Here is a 20654-nt window from a genome sequence, read left to right as displayed (position 1 = left end):
TCGCTTATCGGGCTTGCCCGACTTAAAATGTCATTATATAACTAGATTACATTTGTTTAAAAGGTATTAGCATGGGACGAAGGAAGAAAATGGTCGAGCGCGTAACGACGCTCATGAAGGAACCCACAAAAATCCGAAATATCGGTATCGTTGCGCACATTGACCACGGAAAAACTACATTATCGGACAACCTGTTAGCAGGTGCCGGCATGATTTCAAAGGAACTTGCAGGCAGACAGCTATTCATGGACTCCGATGAAGAGGAACAGGCAAGAGGTATTACAATCGATGCCTCTAACGTTTCCATGGTTCACACTTACAATAATGAAGACTATCTGATCAATCTGATTGACACCCCTGGGCACGTTGACTTTGGTGGAGACGTTACCCGTGCCATGAGAGCGGTGGATGGTGCAGTCGTGGTCGTGGATGCAGTAGAAGGCACGATGCCCCAGACCGAGACCGTACTCAGACAGGCTCTGAGAGAACATGTCAGACCGGTGCTCTTTGTTAACAAGGTAGACAGGCTTATCAATGAGCTGCAGGTCGATTCTCAGGAAATGCAGGTTCGCCTTGGTAAAGTAATTGACCACGTGAACAAGCTCATCAAGAACATGAACCCGGAGAAGTTCAAGGCGGGCTGGAAAGTTGATGCTTCAGCCGGAACTGTAGCTTTTGGATCAGCTCTTTACAACTGGGCTATCAGTGTGCCTATGATGAAGAAGACCGGGATCTCCTTTAAAGACGTATATGACTATTGTAAGGTAGAGGACATGAAGTCTCTGGCAGAAAAATGTCCCCTGCATGCAACTGTCCTTGATATGGTTATCACGTACCTGCCAAACCCTCTTGACGCCCAGAAGGGAAGGGTGCCTGCTATCTGGCATGGAGATGCTAGCTCTGAAATTGGCAAATCGATGGCCACTGCAAATGCAGCTGGTGACCTTGCTTTCATGGTAACGGATATTTCCGTAGATCCTCATGCAGGAGAAGTCGCAACCGGAAGGCTGTTCAGCGGTTCTCTTACTCGTGGAATGGAAGTTTTCACATCCGGGACTGCAAAAAAGAGCAGAGTCCAGCAGGTAGGCATCTTCATGGGTCCCGAAAGGCTCGAAGTGGAGATAATTCCTGCAGGAAACATTGCTGCAGTTACGGGCTTAAAAGATGCAATCGTAGGGTCCACAGTTACAACCCTTGAAGATATGATACCTTTCGAAAGCATCAGGCACGTAAGCGAACCTGTGGTGACTGTGGCTGTGGAAGCCAAGCACACGAAAGATCTGCCTAAACTGATCGAGGTTCTTAGACAGGTTGCAAAGGAAGACCCGACTCTTCAGATAACTCTGGACGAAGAAACCGGGGAACACCTGATGGCAGGTATGGGAGAACTTCACCTGGAAGTTATCGCCCACAGGATTCAGAGAGATAAGAATGTGGAAATCACCACAAGTAAGCCAATTGTAGTTTACAGGGAAACCATCAAGAAAAAGATCGAACCTGTAGAAGGAAAGTCCCCTAACAGGCACAACAGGTTCTATATTTTTGTGGAACCCCTTGACACTACAATTGTCGATCTGATAAAGTCCGGTGATATCAGTATGAACATGCCTGAGCTTGAGCGCAGGCAGAAGCTCATGGAACTCGGGATGGGAAAAGAAGAAGCAAAAGGCATTGCTGGCATCCATAACTCCAACATTTTCATAGACATGACCAAAGGTATCCAGTATCTGAACGAGACAATGGAACTGGTGCTCGATGGGTTTGAAGAAGTTATGCGTGCTGGCCCGCTTACCAGAGAGCCTGTAGCAAACGTGAAGTGTGTGCTTGTAGATGCAAAACTTCACGAAGATGCAATTCACAGAGGTCCGGCCCAGGTTATCCCTGCAGCACGGCAGGCCATCCAGGCAGGGATGCTTATGGCAGAAGACAGTCTTCTCGAACCTTATCAGAAGGTCTTTGTCCAGGTGCCCCAGCTTACAATGGGTGGTGCAACAAAGGAACTGCAGGGCCGCCGTGGAGTTATCCTTAATATGACTACTGAAGGAGACCTGGCAATTATCGAGGCCAGGGTGCCTGTAGCCGAACTGTTTGGATTTGCAGGAGAGATCAGGTCCGCAACCGAAGGACGTGCTATGTGGAGTACTGAATTCGGAGGCTTTGATATTGTGCCTTCCAGTATCCAGACTGAAGTAGTAGGTCAGATCAGAGAAAGGAAAGGCCTCAAAAAGGACCTTCCAAAATCTGCTGACTACCTTTCAATGTAAGCGGAATTTTTTCCGCTTTTCCAATATTTATAAGATAATACCTGTTTCCTTTGGAATGAAAAAAGATCTCGACTGACCTGGAAGGGAAGAGAATCCCTATCGGTTCGAGGATACGTCCAATCGGAAAGCTTTAAGTCAAGGTATGCCTATATTGGGGAAAAACAGTCCAGGTCGCTGGATATTCATACAGTGCCGGTTCAAGAAAAAAGTCCGGTAAAGGGAAATTAACAATATTGATTTGATAAAAGAATATAGAAATGGATGAATCAATATTGAGATCTGCCCTAATCTTAATATAGTAAATATTTGATATACGAATTAAACTCATCCAGAATTACAGGAGAATTATAAATATGGCAGCAGAAAAACCACACCTGAATTTAGCAGTGATTGGTCACATTGACCACGGAAAATCAACATTCGTAGGACGCTTAATGTATGATGCAGGAGCTGTACCTGCACACATCATCGAGAAGTATAAAGAAGAAGCAAAGCAGAAGGGTAAGGAATCCTTTGCCTTTGCATGGGTTATGGACTCTCTTAAGGAAGAGCGTGAAAGAGGTATTACAATTGATATCGCTCATAAGAGATTCGACACAGACAAGTTCTACTTCACAGTCGTAGACTGTCCAGGCCACCGTGACTTCGTAAAGAACATGATCACAGGTGCTTCTCAGGCTGACGCCGCTATTCTTGTTGTCGCAGCTCCTGATGGAGTCATGGCCCAGACAAAGGAACACATTTTCCTTTCCAGAACCCTCGGTATCAACCAGCTGATTGTCGCTATCAACAAGATGGACTCAGTAGACTACAGCGAAGCCAGGTACAAGGAAGTTATCGAGCAGGTATCCGGTATCCTTAAGATGATCGGGTTCAAGCCAAGCGAAATCCCCTTCATCCCAATCTCTGCGTTCCACGGCGACAACATTGTCAAGCTCAGCCCGAAGACTCCCTGGTACAAGGGCCCTTCCATCATGACTGCCCTCGACAACCTCAAGGAACCCGACAAACCGTCCAACCTGCCCCTCAGAATCCCTGTTGAAGACGCATATACCATCTCCGGTATCGGTACCGTCCCTGTAGGCAGAGTCGAAACCGGTATTCTGAAGAAGGGTGACAAGGTCGTTTTCATGCCAGGCGGAACAACAGGTGAAGTCAAATCCATTGAGATGCATCACGAAGAAATCCCACAGGCACTTCCGGGAGACAACATTGGATGGAACGTTCGCGGTATCGGCAAGAACGATGTCCGCAGAGGAGACGTTTGTGGCCATGTTGACAACCCACCTTCGGTTGCTGATGAGTTTGTAGGACAGATTGTGGTTCTCCAGCACCCCTCTGCAATCACTGCAGGGTACACTCCTGTGTTCCACGCCCACACCTCCCAGACCGCATGCCAGCTGATTTCTCTTGACAGGAAGCTGGACCCGAAGACCGGACAGGTAAAGGAAGAAAACCCGACCTTCATTAAGGCCGGAGACGCAGCAATCGTTACCATCAAACCGACAAAGCCGATGGTTATCGAGCCCGTAAAGGAAATTCCACAGCTCGGCAGGTTCGCTATCCGCGACATGGGCATGACCATTGCCGCCGGCATGTGCATGAGTGTTAAGCAGAAATAACACTCTCCTTTTCTCATTTTTTTTTAAGGAGAAAAAAGGTATGCAAAAAGCTAGAATAAGACTGTCAGGCATCAGTCCCAAGGATCTGGACGGAGTCTGTAATCAGGTAAAGGCCATTGCGGAAAGAACAGGAGTTAGTATTTCCGGACCTGTTCCGCTTCCTACAAAGAAGCTTGTCGTTCCCACAAGAAAAAGCCCCAGCGGAGATGGAACTGCAACCTGGGATCACTGGGAGATGCGCGTACACAAGCGACTCATTGACATTGCAGCCGATGAAAGGGCACTTCGCCAGCTCATGAGAATCCAGGTTCCCAAGGATATCAACATCGAGATCGTACTCGAAGGATAAATGCAAAGACCGGTTACAGAAATCCTCTGTGCCTGGTCTTGCAAACTTATTTTTCACTTATTTCGCCGGCGGCCGTCAATTCAGACGTTCTCACCGCCAGGCATCTCTGCACTTTTAATCTTCTCTGAAGCTTTTATATGGTATTATCTACCCTTAAAAGCGGCGTTCTACAGTGTAAGAAGCAATCTTCGTGCCTTTTGCAGGGACCGTCACCCTGAATTCAATGGTAAAGGCATCAGTTTTTTCGTAGCTGTCCGAGCTTTCCAGAATTTCCCATTCTCCGGAAAGATGTTCCATGATAGTAACGGTCTGGAAATCAGCCTTACTGTTATTAAGCTCGATCTCATAGCTCGTCCTTTCTACATTTTCACTTATGCGGTGGTAATCGGTCTCGTTTCGCTTAACAATCAGGTCAAAAGATGAGCCTACAGCCACTCTTAACTCTCCGGCTTCGGGAATATGCTTTATCCGGTCTTCCCCGAGAAACTGAAGCCCTCCTGAAGAATCAGCTTTATAAATTCTCATGATTCCTTTTGGAAGAAGCATTCCACCCGCTTTCGTTTGAGTTTTCAAGAGTAAGGTAAGCCAGGACTTTCTCGCCCAGGGAACTGTCGTAGATGAGCTTCTTTTCCATAGGGACGGAATCTGCAAATAGAAGGGAGATCTGCTTTGCCTGATTATTTTTCAGGGTTGCCGGTTTTTCAACAGTATAAAGATGATACTCAAAAAGAGCTTCTTCGGCCATGGGCATTTGTGAGACAGCTTGATTAGCCACACATATCTGCTTTCGTATCATCCGCATTGCTTATGAGGGCATAATCCGCTTCCCAGTTTATACCGCCAGTCAGGTAGGAAACTAGAAGCTGTCGTGTTCCTGAAACAGGAGAATAAATCTGCCAGATCAGAGCAGGTTTTGCCGAGAGGCCGGAAGAGTCAGTCAGTTCTATTTTTGAGAAATCCTTAAGTACCACAACTTTTTCTGCTTTGGTCTTAAGGACAATACTGCTGTCTTCATGGCTCAACAGCGTACCGGTGTAAGTTTCACCGTTTCTGTCAGTTACGTTGACTTCCCTGCCAAGGTATTTTTCAAGCAACTCAGCACTGTTCAAAAGATCATATTCATAATTCTGTTCAAGCAGGACGGTGTCCTTATTTTCAGGGTCCTCGATGATAACGGAAGTCGGATCAATTCCGGAAGCAATATCCGTATATTGGATCTGATTGACTCCCTTCTTCAGCAGAAGTTCTCGTTTTTCTTTCACAAGGGAAATTCCCTGTTCATAAACAGTGATCTCAAGATTCTCCGCGGCCTTAACCGCTTCCGGGGTCAAATTCTCTGAGGTGTCTGAAGGTTTTATTCCCGCATCAATACCCGGGCTTGAGTTAATCTGAGCTCCCTCATTTCCGGGTTCGTATTCCTGAGCCATAACCCCTGTATTTTGGGGGATACAGGCTGAGAAAATCAGTATTTCTCCGAGAAATCCCACGTAAGCCACATGAAAAATTTCTTTACTCCCATACTATTAATGTAATTCAGATTTATATATATGTGATTTTATTGAGAATTCAGGAAAAGTAAAGTCTGAAAAGAAGCTCATGTTTCCACAATACACGATAAAAACACATTGGTAAGAATTTTTAGCTCCTCTTTATTTCGGGTCGTGTTAGTGAGTTATTGATCAATTCTGAAAAACAGAGTACATTCCCCATGTTTGAGTAAAATGTAGAGAGATTCTTGTGCTTACGGTTTTCAATAACTCACACCATTACCGAACCAGTTTCAATACTAAAAAGATAGAAAAGTATTTACTTTGTAAATTGGCTCACAAATTGACTTACTTATTGAAATAGATTCTTTATGTAAACCACCCAGGAAAATTATTTATATTATAAAATTGTTAGAAAATAAAGAGTTATATATTAACTCGAAAAAACAGAAAAACGGAAAAACGAAATTTCCAGTAATCCGACATAAAAAATGGGAAAAAGTAATTTAGCTCTCAAGTCTATTCTTTTCTACAACTGTTTTGATCTTACTCGTTTGTTTCGAGCTCTAAGCATATTTTCTTTCTTCTCCTAACTCCCGGCGTATAATAACATTTAAAGTTTTTCTTCTTGAAAGACCGTTTTTGATACTTTATCCATATTTTAGATGTGGCTTTTTGAAAATACCGGTTTTAACACTTAAAACACGAAAACCATTAGAAAGTAATTCGGTTATTCAAATTGTTAAAAAATCATTCGAAGAATACTTTTCTAGAGTTTTCCTTTTTATTTCCTTCCCCTTTTTCCAGCTTCTGGGCGTTTTTACTTACTTCCTCTAATCCTTTATATAAAAGAATGCTGAGTGTATCTTCAGGACTGAGGTCTAATTTTTCAGATATCCTGGTAAGGATCTTAGCGTTGTTTTTCGATAAAAAAATTGGCTCCACTTCTTCTTTACCCCAGTGTAAAAGCACAACTTTCTCGACATCCATTTTTTTGATCTGTTTAACACAAAACTCAATTCCGTGACTTCGGCTGCTGAATATTTTTTCATCACATAATTTGTCAAGCCATGTTGCAAGATCATCGTCCATCGAGACAGTAAATCGCTCTTTCATCGTTAAATCATACAATTGTCTATAATATAAATAATTGTATGAAGTACGAACCTATACAAATCGTTATATGTGAATATTTCATATTATTATATGATTAATTCACCACAAATGGCAAAAAAATACAGAAAAATTATCAGCTCCAACCTGATATTTTCCAAATATAACAGTGATCGCTGATGGAAAAAAGCAATATAAGAGCTATTCTGCCGCTGTTCGTCGTGCTGTGGGGGTAACCTTCAACGAAAAAGAAGAGATGCTTGCTTGCATGACTGGGGGAAATACGACAGGATCAACGTTTGCCCTGCAGCAAGTGGCCTGCTTGCCTGGAAAAAAAGAGGGTTATCAAGGAGAAGTGTAATCTGCCAGTTTCTCTACATTTTTTGGTTACAAAACATTTTTTCCTACTTATATAATAATTACTACATTGTATAGTGAAAACTCCACTACATTATATATAAATTTCTAAAGTACTAGGTAGAAAACTTCTAATTGGGGATTGTAAATGGCCAAAGCGGTAAAGAAAAAGGAACAAATTAATGCCACTGTATCTCCATGGATTAAAATACGGTGCCTTGAGTTAGTTGCAACTTTCGAATTTTCAAGCGTTTCTGATGTAGTGTCTCTAGCACTATCTGAGTTTTTTGGGAAGTACGATCATATAAAAACAAAGGAAGCAGAGGAACGTAAAAATCGAATTCCTGATTTACTTGAAGTTCTTATGAAAACTAAAGAAGGCCAGGAGTGGCTTCAATCTGTTTATAAGACTGAAACGAAAAAAAACTACCATTTACTCAAGCAAAATATCGAGGGTTTTATAGGACTCAGGATAGATGAGAACTTTGCACCAATATCCATAGATGGAGATATCGAAAGTATCACTGGATACAGTAAAGAAGAATTCCTTTTTGGTAAAGTTAAATGGGTAGAACTAATTATACCTGAAGATCGGCCTTTGGCCTGTGAAAATCTGAAAAAGGCGATATCTGAACCGGATATATCTACCGAACTGGAGTACAGAATATGGAGAAAGGATGGGGAAATAAGATGGGTCCAGGAAATTCTCCAAAAATTTCCTACAGGTTCCAGAACATCAGGACAGGCACATGGGTTAGTTCGTGATATCACGAATAGAAAAACGATAGACATTAATCTTAAAAAAATACAGGAAGCTCGTATAAAAGAAATTCACCACAGGATCAAAAACAATCTGCAGGTGATTTCATCTCTTTTAAGCCTGGAAGCTGAAAGGTCCACTGATGCAAAAATGCTTGAAGCTTTTCGAGAAAGCCAGAACCGTGTAGCTTCAATGGCTCTAATTCATCAAGAACTATACAAAGGTGATGAACTGGACACCCTTGACTTTGCAGATTATCTCCGAAAACTCACTGCAGATCTTTTCCGTTCCTACAAGTTGGGGGGTGAGAGGATAAACCTTAAGCTTGACCTTGAACAAATTTATCTGGGAATGAATACGGCAATTCCTCTCGGTATTATTGTTAACGAGCTAATTTCAAATGCTCTGAAGTACGCATTTCCTACCGGAAAAGAAGGGGAAATCCATATAAGTCTTTCCAGGGTGAAAAATTACGAAAAAGAAAATAACAATCTCGGAAATTCAGGGACAAAATCGAACTTCAGGAATGAAAATGATTTGCTGTTTATACTGAAAGTAGCAGATAATGGTAAGGGATTTCCGGAGGAAGTAGATTTTCGGAATACGAAATCTCTAGGTCTCCAGATTGTAAACATCCTTGTTGAACAAATAGAAGGTTACATTGAACTTAAAAGGGACAATGGGACTGCGTTTATTATTTGCTTTAGCAAATTGAATTAAATCACTGTCACAAATCGCGGCAACCTATCAAAAATAAAGTTAAAGAATTGAAGTACAAAAACGATTTTTAGAAGAAACCGAAAGTTACGCTGAGGGGGATTTCATAGTACAGGCCATGGAGCTGTATAAAGAGGTTACTTCTAAACATTGGAATGTTGAATTAGAGAACATCCGGTTTAAATTATTGAAATGGAGGTCCCTTTTGAAATCATCCCGGCTTCTGTTGATGACATAAGAACTTTAATAAATGAAATGTCTGGAACATACACTACAAAAATAAAAATAGCTTACAGGCACTATAATGTGGCTTTCTACGCTTTTATTGCACCTGTCTGAAAAATGTCATAAAAGGGTTAAGCCTTTTTTACTTTAGTAGTTTTAACGCATCCCTGCAAGCTGCTACAGCAGGCGCGCCTGAGGTTATGAATATGACATCCATAACTTCCATTATTTCTTCTTTGGTGGCACCATTCTTGAGTGCACTTTGCATCTGCACAACAGTACACCTTTCGCACTGTTTGGATGCAACAACTGCAAGAGCTATCAGGATCTTCACCTTTGCAGGCAGGGCTCCATCTGACAGTAATTTATTATTACACCTGTTGTATTTTTTAAGTGATTCACTGTCAAGCTCTCCAATAATTTCAAGAATATGCGGAGTAAAGCCCAGTTTCTTACTCATGCTTTCAAGTAATTCTTTAGGTTCCAGATGTTTATCTTCTTCCATATTTAATAACCCCCGATTGTATTTGTATTTATATTAATATTAGTATCATTATGCATAATATATATCTATTCCTGAGGCTCCGGAATGCAACAGGCGACAGTATTTCTATTTTTTAATGTAAATAATCAAGCATAATATTATCAGGGAGGCAAGGATGACTGCATAGTATAATGGGTTGCCCTCAATATTAAATCCAAATATGCCGGAAGACCCTTCCTCTTCTGGACCCGCGTAAATCCCAACGGCACTATTAAATCTCTCTTCTATACCCATATGGCCTGAAACATGGTAGGCAACCAAGCTTAATCCCACAACAGCCAAAATCAAAACCCCAAACAGAATCATACTTTTCTTGCGGTTTATTTCATACAAGTGGCTCAGCCTCCTGAAGCATGTCTGGTCTGACTTTTTGTATATACGATATTACATATCCCGTAAGTACAGCCTCTATTGCAGCAACCCCCATATTGACTCCTGCCAGCAGGGAGAGTCCATAGAGAATATCCATGCGACTCTGCGTTACTCCCTGGATGCCCGAGACCAATATTATGACTATCATAATTATATTACCAAACATAAGTCCTGCCAGGGTAGCAATACCGGCTCTTGAGAATGAGCTCAATTTGGCTTTGGCAAGTCCACGGTATGTAAAGTAGGCAATGGAAACTTCAGTTATATTGACCAGAGTATTAGCTCCAATCAGTCCCCATCCACCATGCCCTATTGCAGCCGATAATATGTTCACTATGAACACGATTATTCCCCCACCGGCAGGGCCTCCCAGGATGCCTATAAGAGGCGTAAGATTCATGTGAACCCCCCCGAACAGAGGGATATTCACCTGAAATATCGCAAATGAAGCAGCAGTGCACATCCCTGCTATAGTTAACACTTTATTGTTATTGTTATTCTTATTCTTCATTTTTCTCATCCAGTATATACAAAGGCAGACCAAAATTAGAGAGAGAATCCACCATATAGAGACCCATTGCAGGGAGAAAGCACCATCTTCTAAATGTATGTGAGCCATTCCAGAACTTCCTAACATATCTTGTTTTTTATTTATGCAGATTTTTAACCAGGTTTCAGTGGAACCAAATTGTTTAATTTTTGGTAGATCACCAAATTGTTTGGTGCCTTACCAAACTTCATATTTGCAAGTTAGCCAGAGAATAATGGGTTTAATCGGAAAAGATCAAATTCAAGCCAGGTCGCTACAGCTTTTTCGATATGGCTTATATATGTTCGTGGGTTAGAGAGATTTTACCAGTTCCTCTATAGTCACAGGCCTTTTTTCCATCTTCACCCCTCTGAATTCGCAGAAGGCTTCGTATATCTGTACAATCTTAGGTTCTTTCAGCCCGGCATCTTCAAGTAAACCAGTATTGTAAAAGATTTCTGAGGGACTGCCCTCTGCTATTACTGATCCTTTCTTTACAATGCACACCCTATTCGCTATACGTGCAGCAAGGTCAAGGTCGTGTGTTGCCAGGACTATGCTGATACCATGTTCCTCTTTTAATCCACAGATTACGTTTTCAACAATTTCAGCATGATGGGGATCCAGGTCGGAAGTTGGTTCATCAAGAGCAATTATTTTTGGTTTCATGGCAAGGATTCCAGCTATCGAGACTAGCCTTTTCTGGCCACCGCTAAGGTAATTAGGAATCTTATTTATAAACTCCTCAGCCCCTACGGCCCTTAGAGCTTTCATTGCTGCATCCCAGGCTTCACCTTTGTTCATGCCTAAATTGAGTGGACCGAACATCACATCATCCAGGACAGTAGGCGCAAAAAGCTGATCATCCGACTTCTGGAACACTATCCCTACATTCTTCCACAGATCTTTTTTCGTTCTGGGGTCTATCAGTTCGCCCATGACATAGACGTTACCTTTTGACGGTAGAAGTAGGCCATTCAAGTGCTCCAGGAGGGTTGATTTACCTGAACCGTTTGCCCCACACACCGCAACTATCTCATTTTCTTTAACCCTAAAGCACAACTCATGAATTCCAATACTGCCATCGGGATAAATGTGACTTGCACAATCTACATGTATCAGCTCATGAGGGTCGGGAAAACCATGATCGTGTAATACATCAATATATTTTTTCATAAATTACAAATTCACCTCTAAATTGATGAACCATAAAATAGTAGCAAATAAGCTACTGCAACTAAAAACGCCGACAAAATAAGGTATTCTATAGGCGTAATTTGTTGAACTTCTGTAGTTGTAGTGTACGTCCCATTATATCCCCTCGACTCCATAGCTTTATTCACCCTCTCCGCCTGATCATAAGCCCTGATAAAAACAAGTGCAAAGATCTCCGCAAAGGTCTGGCTTTGCCTGCTCATGCTTTTAATAAAGCCCCCACCTCTCGATTTAAAAGCCCTTATCATAGAATCGACCATATCCAGAGTTATAAAGAGAAACCTGTAAGACATCAGAAATATCTGATCCAGAGGGGATGGGAAGGTCCTGTAAATTATGGCTGAAAGGTGAGCATATTTAGTTGTCATGAGTAACAGAAGGGAAGATGTCATTGATATAAGGGCTTTTAGCAAAAGCCGGATCAATAGCAATAATCCGTTATCTGTCAAAGTCAAGGAAACCCAAGCGAGTCTTAGAGAAAATAATGGCACACCGGGTTCACTCCACATCAACAGAACAACTAAAGATAAAACAAACAAAATAGGCAAAAGGCACCAGTCAAATAGCTTCCTTAACGGTAGATTGGACTGCCAGTATAAGATAAGTATAAGCGCATATAGTGCCACCAGTAACTTAACACTATTAGAAATAGTTAGGATTACGATAATGGCAATAAGAGCGACTAGTTTTGTCCAGGGGCTGGCCCTAGAAAGGGCAGAGCGACAGTTCTCACTATAATGAGTGATAAGATCAAGATCGGGAATATGACCAGAAGCCTGTGAATTATTCATGTATACTCGAGAATATTTACTCAAAATTACATATAACCACAATCAAGCAACAAGTAAGAATACATATCTTTCACGTCTGCCTGGAACATGAAACTCAGAGATGCAATATCTGATTCCTCACCTTCCAAGAAACAAATACGCCTAAACTTGAAACTATTTTTTTTTCGCATATTTTTTCTCCTGATTTCCAGGATTAATTAATCCCCCTGAGATAGATATATAACTTTTGGGCTAAATACAAAGATATATAGTGAAATTTGGTATATATCCAAATTTTACCTTAGTTTAATTTTTCAAAATTTATGTATGTGCAAACTGCACCTGAATAAGATTATGCACTAGGATTCTAAGTTGAAGATTCGTTAGCAATATCCTCTAAAACAAGGATGGAAACCTTGGAGCCGCAACTGGTTTGGTAGCTACGGCAGCTATTCAAAAGCAATTTTGCTTTGCCTTATTTTACTGCCAAAAACCAGGTCCAAAAATAGATTTAAAATATCAAATTGTCTGCAATTTTTTTTGCAGGTCGTTGCCTTGGGATATACTTCAAACAATGCCTCCAATATCCTGTACTTCTATGGAGATACAAAATCCCTTCGATATTCAGAAATAAATAAGTAAGAATTTTGTAACTATGCCCTAAATGATTGCAAAGATACTTTATATGTGAGGTTTCAAATGTAGGGAAGTAGCAACCAGAAATCAAATGTATATATACAAGTAAACATGTATATATACAACTTGCGCATATTATAGTATATAGGACTTACGCACTGGAGGAGCAAAATCAATTACATTAGCGCTGTGTTTAATTCATGTTTCAGACTGTTAAGGGTTAAAGTTATTGATTTTTCAGTTCAACCGCATACGTCCTCACTATCAACTAACAACTAAAACAAAGGTAAAAGAAAATGGCTTTTAACGACAGAGGAACCCTTTCCAGGGGAAGAGATAGCAATCGCGGAGGTTTCGGAGCTCCCAGAGAAATGTACAAGGCAATCTGTTCTGATTGCGGTGTTGAGACCGAAGTTCCGTTCAAGCCAACAGAAGGACGACCAGTTTACTGCAGGGAATGTCTTCCCAATCACAGGCCACCCAGAGAAAACCGCAGATACTAAATTCTATTTATGTAACTGAGTTTACATCAACACTTATTTATCTTTCACTTTTTGGGCAGGGTTAAGGCTCTGCCACATGAATTTTGCTTAGAGGACACGGTGTTCTTTGGAAGTGTCACGAATTATAGCAAATTCAATGTCATATTCTTCACGGTATGAAAATAGCTTCTTCTAAAGCGGTATTTTCTACCCAATAACTTATTGAGATTTGTGATTTTACAGAAAATTGGCACACTGTCTGTCCTTTTCACTTTGCTCAAGCTGACTTCTGGATCTGAATTCAAACATTTAGCTTTTGATACAATTTGGAGTCGATGCACTGGTATCGAGTCAACAGCAAAATGTCGAATAAAATCGATTGCAATTATTCAGAAGCGTTAAATCGTTGAGGATTGACGCGACACTAATATGATCGATGTTATTATAGATACTAATTAATATGTATAGATACATGGAGTTGAAAATGAAAATCGGTAAATCAAAAATCAAGAAGGTGAGGAATTATGCCCCATGTGAAATCTGCGGAGAATACTATAAGCAAGCTGTTTATATGTATATTAGTAGAAAATGGACTAAAATAGGGAAGGGATGTCCTGAATGTCTTAAAAAGGAACTACAAAAGTAATTCATTTGTATTCTGTTAAGATACAAAACATCTAAAAATGTTATTTTTATGCTAAACGAATATAAAGTTCTCAGAATAACAGGCACAAATAAAAGTACCCGTGGGTTAACAGGAATTACTCATTGGAAGTATAAAATCAAGTACAATAGCTCATGCTGTTAATTATTATTATGCGCTGTCCGTTTCACCCGCTTTACTCGCTCAAGCAGACTGACTTAATAAGAGAAAAGGTTGAGAGAGTCACCCATGAATCAGCTTGGGAAGGCACCGGGTACAGACCCAGAGGCTTTGCATTTTGTGCTTCAGGGGGAGGAGATAGTGGGTATTTTCGCCTGCTCCGCAGCTAAAGCAGTGAATGGAGATGTCTTCTTTCTTGGGCTGGGCTTCTGCTTTTTCTCGATTAAATTCGATGGTGTGTCTTTCCTCAATTGAAATTGCACCTTCGGGACAGATGCCGAGGCAAAAGCCCATGCCGTCACAGAGTTCTTCGGATACGACCTTCGCTTTTCCGTTAATGATTTGAATAGCACCTTCGGCGCACGGTGCAACACATTTTCCGCAGCCTGTACATTTTTCTTCGTCAATTTTCACTATCATTCGTTTTACCATGAAAGCGACCCCCCTTCAAGATCATGCCGTTAAAAATGATTTTATTTATGTTGTGCAGCGAGCTGCCAGAAATTATATGTCACCCAGCAATAGCTTCATTTTAAGGTCCGGCAAATATCCCTCTCTATGCAGCATTGCTTTGTAATCGTTGATTACTTTGCACATTTTGCAAGTATAATTTATAAAGTCAGTACTTGCTTCTCCTTTGAATAACAATTTTTCAGCTTTTTCCAGAAGATCCGGATAAGTAAGTACCAGTTCTTCTTTAGTGTGCAGGAACAGGGCTGAAAAATCCCTGTGAATGCTCATGCTTCTCTGTAGCAGTTCAAGAGCTAAGGTATTTTCAGAGATATAGTCCTTGAACTTCGTATAAGCATAAAAGTTTGCAATATTATAATTTAAAGAATTTAATATTGAATAGAGTATGTTGCCTGTGTTCGGAAGGGGAATATCCCGAAGTTCAAGGTCTACACCTTCGTAATTTGTATCTTCTTCGAGATTCCGGTCCCTGGTTATATCATGGTTCATTTTATCGACCTGGCATATTCTCAAGTTATATCTGCAAGTTGTATTTCACTATGAAATAAAATTTTTACCATGCCCCGTTAGCTGGTTGTGCCTCATTAGTTGGTTGATACTTACCTATGAATATTCCTTTCATTTACACATGCTTTCTAAACTTATCTGCATACCTGAAACGTGCAAAGCTCCAAATGAGAAGCACGATGCAATTATGAATGACTTTGCAAAATTTCAACTTATGGTGCAGCAAAAATCCCTAGCTGCTGCATCAAACCAAGAAGGTTAGCCTCACCCCACAGCTCAATAATCTTACCATCCTTAATGCGGAAAGTCTCTATACCAGTCATGGTTATTGGCTTTCCTGTAGCCGGCAGGCCCATAAAACTGCCTTTATGTATACCATGAGCTGTGAAACGAGCAGCCACGTTATTATCCTCGGCAATCAGATCTTCAATTGTAACATTAAGGTGCTCGAAAGCTCCCCTGCATGTGGTAATTACTTCATGTATCCCTTCGATTCCCGGAGACACAGGAAGAGGAACATGAAGGGTGAAGTCAGGTGACAGCAGCTCATCAGCAACAATCAGATTTCCTTTAGAGGGCCCTTCCTCAAAAAATCGTCGAATTATTGCTTTGTTCTCTTCTATAGACATGTTTTCTTCCATTTGTTTTATCTAACCTGTTAATTCAGTTTATCTGATCCGGTTTTACAGCAGACGTGTGGATTCGGTTTGCCGTGGAACTTTAACAACAAGCACTCTGAAGATCCCATTTCCGGGATTCAGAAGGCTGTGAGGGACCTTTGCAGGACTTTCAATTAACATATCCCTGCTGACTTCCTGTTGTTCGTCGCCAATTTCAACAACGCCTTTTCCCTCAAGAATATAAAAGAACACTTCCACAGGCGTGATATGTTTTTTTAAGGCTTCCCCTGGTTTGAGTTCTATGTGCACTGCCTGGGCATGTTCGGTGTCGTAGAGCATCCGGACGCTCACATTATGAGGGTTTGGCTTTTCAGGTGAGGATTTCATCTCGGTAACTTTCATATTATTCTCCCCGTTTGACCGCAATTTTCGGATTTTTCAGTATTATACCGGCATATATTATAAATATTGTTAGATCATTTTTATCTGCTCTTTTATAATGCATACTCAATTCTGACACCCTTCCCATATATGCCTGATACAAATTTTTTCATTACCTCTGAGAGCCATTATTAACTTTAACCTTTGAAATCCCGTTTGAGATCAAGGGTTTGAGTTTACATATGGAAAAATTTTAAAGAAAAGCAAAGAGCATATGGGGCTGGAAATGGATGTTTTACAGCCCTACCTGGTTTTTGAATTTATCAAGGCCCACGTCTTCAATGAACTTCCCTAGCCTCTTTTTCGTACCTGAGCTTTTGTAGAAATTAAGAATTCTATCGACCGTTTCAAGAATTTCTTCTTCGGATAATTCCTTTGCGACAACCTCGGCAAGTCTTGGCGTTGCGGCTGCAGAGCCTCCGACCATCAGTGTGTATCCTCTGGCAGTGCCCATTACCCCTATATCCTTGATAGCAGGTTCAGCACATGAATTCGGGCAGCCGGAAACAGCCATCTTTAGCTTTGAAGGCATTTGCATTCCGTGATATTTCTCATCCAGTTTCAGACCCAGGCTTACAGCATCCTGCTTTCCTTGCTTGCAGAAAGTTGTCCCTGGACAGAATTTTACGCTTCTTACGCAAAGCCCTATTGCTGCACCTGGCTTTATATCAAGCTCAGCCCAAACATTATCAAGGTCTTCTTCTTTCAGGCCTACTATTGCAATCCTCTGGGCAGAAGTCATTTTGAGGGCCGCAGCCCCATACTTTTCCGCAACGTCAGCAATTCTCCTGAGAGTTGTCGGGTCCACAATTCCTCCGGGAATATGGGGGGCGATTGCGTAGGTCTCACGGTCTCTCTGAACGATTGCGCCTTTTTCCGGTAAGTTGTCTTTCATGATTGATCCTTGCTCCAAATTTTTATAGTATATTTTAAAAAGTAAGTTTTATAAATTGCATAATATAATAGTATTCTTTTGATACCAGTATATAAGAGATACTAATTTATATATTAAACAGTTTCTATGTTTATACTATGAAAGACTGCACAGTCTACAAGACTATGAATATTATCGGAAAAAGATGGACAATTCATATCCTCCTGGAGTTGCACAAAGGAGAAAAGAAAGAAAAGCGCTTTAACGAGCTGAAAAGGAAACTTGAATACATAACCCCGAAAATACTCTCTGAGAGGCTGACAGAACTGGAAACTGAGGGTCTGATTAAAAAAAGGGTTGATGACTCGACAAATCCCCCAAAATCCGAGTATTACCTGACCGAAAGTGGGGTGGATTTCGTGAAGATAATACAGGCGATTAAACGCTGGGGGCTGAAGTGGAAATTCCAGAATGAAGAGTGCGAAAAAGCCATTTGCATGTACTGTGATCACTGAAACTCAGTGGTAATAGAAAATGAAGTGAGTTCAAACCACTGAAAGCATGGGATAAAGAAGACAGCAGCATATTATTTTTCAGTACTCTCCGTGTTTTCCGTGATTGTGAAGTTTGTCCTGAGTTTCACCTAACTTTCAGCGTTTTACACTTCTTTTTTAAGAACCTATAGAACCGAAGTTATTAAGTGTAAATATTTAAGTTCTGAACTATAACCTACATCTACTCTGCAAGTAATCCGGGAGATTAAAGGACTTAGATGTTACTCGGCTCCCGGAGAGATTGAGGATACGATTGATATTGTGGTTTTTGCAGTCCTGGCATCTTCTCCTGTTCTTGAAATTCTCAATGGCCATATGGAAATTATAAGAGGTACAGTAATTAAAATAAAGATAAATTAATACAGTTAACCTATTTATTCTTTCGTTTCTTTTACTATTTTAAATCAGAAGTTGTATTCAGAGATTTCTTCCTAATATTATTGTTTTCGTATCAATTTTAAAAAAGGAGTATTAAAAATGGGAATCGCACCTAAAAAATCAAAGTTTTCATGGAATGAATATTTTTCGGATAAGAAGGACGGAGGCCACAGGCATTCAACTGAAGAGTTTCTCAATAAAGAAGCAAAAGAAAAATTACTTCACCTTGACGGAGGCACTTCTCTTCTTGATTTCGGGTGCGGGGCTGGCGAACTCTTAATTTATTATGCCCCATGTTATGAAATGGTTGTAGGGGTCGACTTTTCTCCTTCCATGCTTGATGAAGCACGACGAAAAGTTGCTGTAAATAAATATGACAATGTGTGCTTAATCAAAGCTGACGACAAAACCGTATGGAATGAGGTTAGTTCACTCTTTGACCGAATAACAACTACAGAAGTACTCCAGTACTTAACATTCGAGCAAATTGACAGTTTTATAGAGACGGCATCTAAATATTTAAACAACGATGGAAAGATAGTTTTTTTTGATATAATTGAGCCAAGGTCATATGTTCTGTGGAAAATAGGATTTTTCTCAAAGAGAATCCACTATTTGAAGGTTCTACCAACGATATTTGTGGAATTATTTGATTATATCTGTGCAAGTTTGAGTAATAGCCCCAAGGACATCATCGGCTATTCGCACAATCCGTATAAAATTGAAAAGATTGCTAATAAATATGGTTTTGAAATGGAATACATTAGATCAATTTATTATGAATACAGATATCACGCAATTTTGTCAAGAAAATTACCATTGTAATATTGAAACAATTCTCTGTGGAATTTAAAATAAATTTAGAATTAAATTAATCTTGAGACCTGTATAAATTATGTAAGCACTTAAAAATATTTTTACAAAAGTTTGTTATTATACAATTTGGGTTATTTATTGTAAAAATCTGTTATCAGTAGAGGAATTTCCGAAGGCAGGTAAGGACTTATTTTCAGAACAAATATTTCAATAAGTATATAAAATCGTGTGATATTTGTAGTACTAAACATATTTTTTATATAAGCTCCAAAGAGATGTAATCATTTTCACTTGCGCCTTGATTGCTGATTTACTTCCGTAAATGACAAGGACAGAGAAAAGGAAAGAGGTATTCGGTATGGAAACAGCATTAAATAGATCAAAGTTTTCCTGGGCAGAATATTTTTCGGACAAAAAGACGGGGGGTCACAGGTATTCTACAGAAGAATTCCTTTTTAAAGAGGCTAAGGAAAAACTTTTTCATTTAAATGGAGGTAAATCTCTTCTCGATTTTGGATGCGGAGCTGGAGAACTTCTAATATACTACGTGCCAAATTATGAGAGGGTAGTGGGGGCTGACTTTTCAAATTCCATGCTTTTTGAAGCGGAAAAGAAAATGTGGCAGCAGAACTACAAGAATGTAGACTTAATCCTTGCCGACGACGAAACAATCTGGGACAAGTTGAATTTATCTTTTGATCGGATTACTGCAACAGAAGTGATCCAGTATATGACGCCTGAGCAGATAGATGCTTTTATCCAGCACGCATCCAACTACCTCAATGAAGAAGGGAAAATAGTCCTTTTTGATATAATTGACCCCAAGCTGTATTCTTTGTGGAAATTCGGATGGTTTTCACAGAACTTCAGATTCTGGAAAACTTTGCCTAGGGTTGGTATGGGATGCTTTAAGCAAATATCTGCCATTTTGAAAAATCGTCCCCGAGATATAATTGGAGATTCTCACAGTCCTTACCTGATTGAAAAAATTGCCAATAAGCACGGCTTCAAAACGGAATATGTAAAGTCTATGTACTATGAGTACAGGTACCATACGATATTATCGAAGGATATTATGAGACCTCTCAGGATATGTGAAGCTTTAGCAGAGGGTTCAAGGCCTTCATATTTCACAACTTAACTATAAAACGTGCGATGAATGTAATTATAAATTCCTTTCTGTACTTTTCAGAAGCTGTTGTTTTTACGTCCGTTCCGACCCCTTACTCAAGCATTTCTCTAAACAGATGGGTTTGATTATTCTCATTTACTGAAGCTGGTCTGTACTTCACCCATTAAGTTTTAAGGTATGTACAAAAATTATAAATAGAATCCAATATTATTTGTTAGAAATCTAACGAATTCTCACCAACCAATTGGTTAAAACCTCCACAATAAATATTTTGCGCTGACTTTCACATCTTATTTGCAGAAATTTCCAGAAGTACAATATTCGTAAATTTGCAAGTTTTCGAGTCTCTAAGTATGTGAAAACCTGAAAAGAAGATTTAAAATAAATTCACAGAGATCAGACAGCGCGCGGAACTTTAGAGGTATAAAATGCAATCAAATATTACAGAGGCACTAAACAAATCATTAAATTTCACTGATCAGAAAGGTCTTTTTGAAGCTAATAATCATACTGATACTCGTAACGTTGCTGCCATATCAGGGTACAATCCTCTTATCAAACTTACCGATGTCTGGAAAATTTACGAGATGGGAGAG

General features: G+C 40.1%; 25 protein-coding genes. 11 read left to right on the top strand and 14 right to left on the bottom strand.

The features are described 5' to 3' along the window. Positions 1-71 precede the first annotated feature (71 nt). From RG963_RS05770 to rpsJ, 3 genes are all read left to right on the top strand, one after another. Positions 72-2264, top strand: a complete 2193-nt coding sequence (locus RG963_RS05770) for an elongation factor EF-2 (protein WP_310575324.1) — start codon at positions 72-74, stop codon at positions 2262-2264. A 353-nt stretch (positions 2265-2617) separates the two neighbouring features. Continuing rightward, a complete protein-coding gene (gene tuf / locus RG963_RS05765) occupies positions 2618-3886 on the top strand; it encodes a translation elongation factor EF-1 subunit alpha (protein WP_310575323.1) in 1269 nt (422 codons plus the stop codon). Positions 3887-3926: 40 nt separating this feature from the next. Next, positions 3927-4235, top strand: a complete 309-nt coding sequence (gene rpsJ / locus RG963_RS05760; RefSeq protein ID WP_310575322.1) for a 30S ribosomal protein S10 — start codon at positions 3927-3929, stop codon at positions 4233-4235. Positions 4236-4388: 153 nt separating this feature from the next. Here rpsJ and RG963_RS05755 read toward each other — a convergent pair whose 3' ends face one another. The 4 genes from RG963_RS05755 to RG963_RS05740 all read right to left on the bottom strand — a co-directional run bounded on the left by RG963_RS05755 (position 4389) and on the right by RG963_RS05740 (position 6838). Further along, complete coding sequence (locus RG963_RS05755) at positions 4389-4781, bottom strand: hypothetical protein (RefSeq protein ID WP_310575321.1); 393 nt, start codon at positions 4779-4781, stop codon at positions 4389-4391. Further along, the gene (locus RG963_RS05750) at positions 4747-4986 is read right to left on the bottom strand and encodes a hypothetical protein (RefSeq protein WP_310575320.1); all 240 of its coding nucleotides are present in this window, start codon (positions 4984-4986) and stop codon (positions 4747-4749) included. Before RG963_RS05750 ends, RG963_RS05755 begins: the two co-directional genes overlap by 35 nt. A 16-nt stretch (positions 4987-5002) precedes the next feature. Continuing rightward, a complete protein-coding gene (locus RG963_RS05745) occupies positions 5003-5731 on the bottom strand; it encodes a hypothetical protein (RefSeq protein WP_310575319.1) in 729 nt (242 codons plus the stop codon). A 741-nt stretch (positions 5732-6472) separates the two neighbouring features. After that, positions 6473-6838, bottom strand: coding sequence for a ribbon-helix-helix domain-containing protein (locus RG963_RS05740; protein WP_310575318.1), 366 nt, complete (start codon positions 6836-6838; stop codon positions 6473-6475). 166 nt (positions 6839-7004) lie between these two features. Between RG963_RS05740 and RG963_RS05735 the strand changes: the two genes are divergently transcribed. The 3 genes from RG963_RS05735 (at position 7005) to RG963_RS05725 (ending at position 9008) form a co-directional block, all read left to right on the top strand. Then, positions 7005-7196 carry a hypothetical protein gene (locus RG963_RS05735; RefSeq protein WP_310575317.1) on the top strand — a complete coding sequence of 64 codons (192 nt, stop codon included), beginning with the start codon at positions 7005-7007 and terminating at the stop codon, positions 7194-7196. A 144-nt stretch (positions 7197-7340) separates the two neighbouring features. Further along, the gene (locus RG963_RS05730) at positions 7341-8672 is read left to right on the top strand and encodes a sensor histidine kinase (RefSeq protein ID WP_310575316.1); all 1332 of its coding nucleotides are present in this window, start codon (positions 7341-7343) and stop codon (positions 8670-8672) included. 189 nt (positions 8673-8861) lie between these two features. Further along, positions 8862-9008, top strand: coding sequence for a hypothetical protein (locus RG963_RS05725; protein WP_310575315.1), 147 nt, complete (start codon positions 8862-8864; stop codon positions 9006-9008). A 28-nt stretch (positions 9009-9036) separates the two neighbouring features. On the opposite strand, the gene RG963_RS05720 is transcribed toward RG963_RS05725, so the two are convergent. From RG963_RS05720 to cbiQ, 5 genes are all read right to left on the bottom strand, one after another. Then, the gene (locus RG963_RS05720) at positions 9037-9399 is read right to left on the bottom strand and encodes a carboxymuconolactone decarboxylase family protein (protein WP_310575314.1); all 363 of its coding nucleotides are present in this window, start codon (positions 9397-9399) and stop codon (positions 9037-9039) included. 105 nt (positions 9400-9504) lie between these two features. Continuing rightward, entirely contained in the window at positions 9505-9771 is a 267-nt protein-coding gene (locus tag RG963_RS05715; RefSeq protein ID WP_310575313.1) for a hypothetical protein, read from the bottom strand. Further along, positions 9764-10429: an energy-coupling factor ABC transporter permease gene (locus tag RG963_RS05710; RefSeq protein WP_310575354.1), complete on the bottom strand. Its 666-nt coding sequence runs from the start codon at positions 10427-10429 to the stop codon at positions 9764-9766. Before RG963_RS05710 ends, RG963_RS05715 begins: the two co-directional genes overlap by 8 nt. 222 nt (positions 10430-10651) lie before the next feature. Continuing rightward, positions 10652-11401, bottom strand: coding sequence for an energy-coupling factor ABC transporter ATP-binding protein (locus RG963_RS05705; RefSeq protein WP_310575312.1), 750 nt, complete (start codon positions 11399-11401; stop codon positions 10652-10654). Positions 11402-11532: 131 nt separating this feature from the next. Next, entirely contained in the window at positions 11533-12345 is an 813-nt protein-coding gene (gene cbiQ / locus RG963_RS05700) for a cobalt ECF transporter T component CbiQ (RefSeq protein ID WP_310575311.1), read from the bottom strand. Between the two features lie 911 nt (positions 12346-13256). On the opposite strand from cbiQ, the gene RG963_RS05695 reads away from it, so the two are divergent. Together RG963_RS05695 and RG963_RS05690 are read left to right on the top strand one after the other, a co-directional pair. Continuing rightward, the gene (locus tag RG963_RS05695; protein WP_310575310.1) at positions 13257-13463 is read left to right on the top strand and encodes a CxxC-x17-CxxC domain-containing protein; all 207 of its coding nucleotides are present in this window, start codon (positions 13257-13259) and stop codon (positions 13461-13463) included. A 463-nt stretch (positions 13464-13926) separates the two neighbouring features. Further along, entirely contained in the window at positions 13927-14088 is a 162-nt protein-coding gene (locus tag RG963_RS05690) for a hypothetical protein (protein WP_310575309.1), read from the top strand. Positions 14089-14328: 240 nt separating this feature from the next. Here RG963_RS05690 and RG963_RS05685 read toward each other — a convergent pair whose 3' ends face one another. From RG963_RS05685 to RG963_RS05665, 5 genes are all read right to left on the bottom strand, one after another. Continuing rightward, the gene (locus RG963_RS05685; RefSeq protein ID WP_310575308.1) at positions 14329-14697 is read right to left on the bottom strand and encodes an ATP-binding protein; all 369 of its coding nucleotides are present in this window, start codon (positions 14695-14697) and stop codon (positions 14329-14331) included. A gap of 72 nt (positions 14698-14769) precedes the next feature. After that, positions 14770-15225, bottom strand: a complete 456-nt coding sequence (locus RG963_RS05680; RefSeq protein WP_310575353.1) for a hypothetical protein — start codon at positions 15223-15225, stop codon at positions 14770-14772. A gap of 230 nt (positions 15226-15455) precedes the next feature. After that, positions 15456-15884, bottom strand: a complete 429-nt coding sequence (locus tag RG963_RS05675; RefSeq protein WP_310575307.1) for an ester cyclase — start codon at positions 15882-15884, stop codon at positions 15456-15458. 42 nt (positions 15885-15926) lie between these two features. Then, positions 15927-16265 (bottom strand): cupin domain-containing protein, encoded by a 339-nt coding sequence (locus tag RG963_RS05670; protein ID WP_310575306.1) that lies wholly within the window; start codon positions 16263-16265, stop codon positions 15927-15929. Positions 16266-16539: 274 nt separating this feature from the next. After that, positions 16540-17199: a nitrite/sulfite reductase domain-containing protein gene (locus tag RG963_RS05665; protein WP_310575305.1), complete on the bottom strand. Its 660-nt coding sequence runs from the start codon at positions 17197-17199 to the stop codon at positions 16540-16542. A gap of 137 nt (positions 17200-17336) precedes the next feature. Here RG963_RS05665 and RG963_RS05660 point away from each other — a divergent pair, with 137 nt between their 5' ends. From RG963_RS05660 to RG963_RS05650, 3 genes are all read left to right on the top strand, one after another. Then, positions 17337-17693, top strand: coding sequence for a winged helix-turn-helix transcriptional regulator (locus RG963_RS05660; RefSeq protein ID WP_310575304.1), 357 nt, complete (start codon positions 17337-17339; stop codon positions 17691-17693). A 516-nt stretch (positions 17694-18209) separates the two neighbouring features. Further along, entirely contained in the window at positions 18210-18935 is a 726-nt protein-coding gene (locus RG963_RS05655; RefSeq protein WP_310575303.1) for a class I SAM-dependent methyltransferase, read from the top strand. 349 nt (positions 18936-19284) lie between these two features. Further along, on the top strand, positions 19285-20067 hold the full coding sequence (locus tag RG963_RS05650) for a class I SAM-dependent methyltransferase (RefSeq protein ID WP_310575302.1): 783 nt from the start codon (positions 19285-19287) through the stop codon (positions 20065-20067). The last annotated feature ends 587 nt before the right edge of the window (positions 20068-20654 follow it).

The sequence above is a fragment of the Methanosarcina baikalica genome (assembly GCF_031461075.1).
Lineage (GTDB): Archaea > Halobacteriota > Methanosarcinia > Methanosarcinales > Methanosarcinaceae > Methanosarcina > Methanosarcina baikalica.
This window is presented reverse-complemented; position numbering and strand designations above follow the sequence as displayed.

What these genes read in the sequence shown, in the direction of transcription:
- RG963_RS05660 (WP_310575304.1), top strand. Translation starts at nt 17,337, where the DNA reads ATGAAAGACTGCACAGTCTACAAGACTATGAATATTATCGGAAAAAGA.
- RG963_RS05730 (WP_310575316.1), top strand. Translation starts at nt 7,341, where the DNA reads ATGGCCAAAGCGGTAAAGAAAAAGGAACAAATTAATGCCACTGTATCT.
- RG963_RS05665 (WP_310575305.1), bottom strand. Translation starts at nt 17,199, where the DNA reads ATGAAAGACAACTTACCGGAAAAAGGCGCAATCGTTCAGAGAGACCGT.
- RG963_RS05685 (WP_310575308.1), bottom strand. Translation starts at nt 14,697, where the DNA reads ATGGTAAAACGAATGATAGTGAAAATTGACGAAGAAAAATGTACAGGC.
- rpsJ (WP_310575322.1), top strand. Translation starts at nt 3,927, where the DNA reads ATGCAAAAAGCTAGAATAAGACTGTCAGGCATCAGTCCCAAGGATCTG.
- RG963_RS05680 (WP_310575353.1), bottom strand. Translation starts at nt 15,225, where the DNA reads ATGAACCATGATATAACCAGGGACCGGAATCTCGAAGAAGATACAAAT.
- RG963_RS05670 (WP_310575306.1), bottom strand. Translation starts at nt 16,265, where the DNA reads ATGAAAGTTACCGAGATGAAATCCTCACCTGAAAAGCCAAACCCTCAT.
- RG963_RS05750 (WP_310575320.1), bottom strand. Translation starts at nt 4,986, where the DNA reads ATGCCCATGGCCGAAGAAGCTCTTTTTGAGTATCATCTTTATACTGTT.
- RG963_RS05655 (WP_310575303.1), top strand. Translation starts at nt 18,210, where the DNA reads ATGGGAATCGCACCTAAAAAATCAAAGTTTTCATGGAATGAATATTTT.
- RG963_RS05725 (WP_310575315.1), top strand. Translation starts at nt 8,862, where the DNA reads ATGGAGGTCCCTTTTGAAATCATCCCGGCTTCTGTTGATGACATAAGA.
- cbiQ (WP_310575311.1), bottom strand. Translation starts at nt 12,345, where the DNA reads ATGAATAATTCACAGGCTTCTGGTCATATTCCCGATCTTGATCTTATC.
- RG963_RS05690 (WP_310575309.1), top strand. Translation starts at nt 13,927, where the DNA reads ATGAAAATCGGTAAATCAAAAATCAAGAAGGTGAGGAATTATGCCCCA.
- RG963_RS05710 (WP_310575354.1), bottom strand. Translation starts at nt 10,429, where the DNA reads ATGGCTCACATACATTTAGAAGATGGTGCTTTCTCCCTGCAATGGGTC.
- RG963_RS05740 (WP_310575318.1), bottom strand. Translation starts at nt 6,838, where the DNA reads ATGAAAGAGCGATTTACTGTCTCGATGGACGATGATCTTGCAACATGG.
- RG963_RS05720 (WP_310575314.1), bottom strand. Translation starts at nt 9,399, where the DNA reads ATGGAAGAAGATAAACATCTGGAACCTAAAGAATTACTTGAAAGCATG.
- RG963_RS05650 (WP_310575302.1), top strand. Translation starts at nt 19,285, where the DNA reads ATGGAAACAGCATTAAATAGATCAAAGTTTTCCTGGGCAGAATATTTT.
- RG963_RS05675 (WP_310575307.1), bottom strand. Translation starts at nt 15,884, where the DNA reads ATGGAAGAAAACATGTCTATAGAAGAGAACAAAGCAATAATTCGACGA.
- tuf (WP_310575323.1), top strand. Translation starts at nt 2,618, where the DNA reads ATGGCAGCAGAAAAACCACACCTGAATTTAGCAGTGATTGGTCACATT.
- RG963_RS05755 (WP_310575321.1), bottom strand. Translation starts at nt 4,781, where the DNA reads ATGCTTCTTCCAAAAGGAATCATGAGAATTTATAAAGCTGATTCTTCA.
- RG963_RS05695 (WP_310575310.1), top strand. Translation starts at nt 13,257, where the DNA reads ATGGCTTTTAACGACAGAGGAACCCTTTCCAGGGGAAGAGATAGCAAT.
- RG963_RS05770 (WP_310575324.1), top strand. Translation starts at nt 72, where the DNA reads ATGGGACGAAGGAAGAAAATGGTCGAGCGCGTAACGACGCTCATGAAG.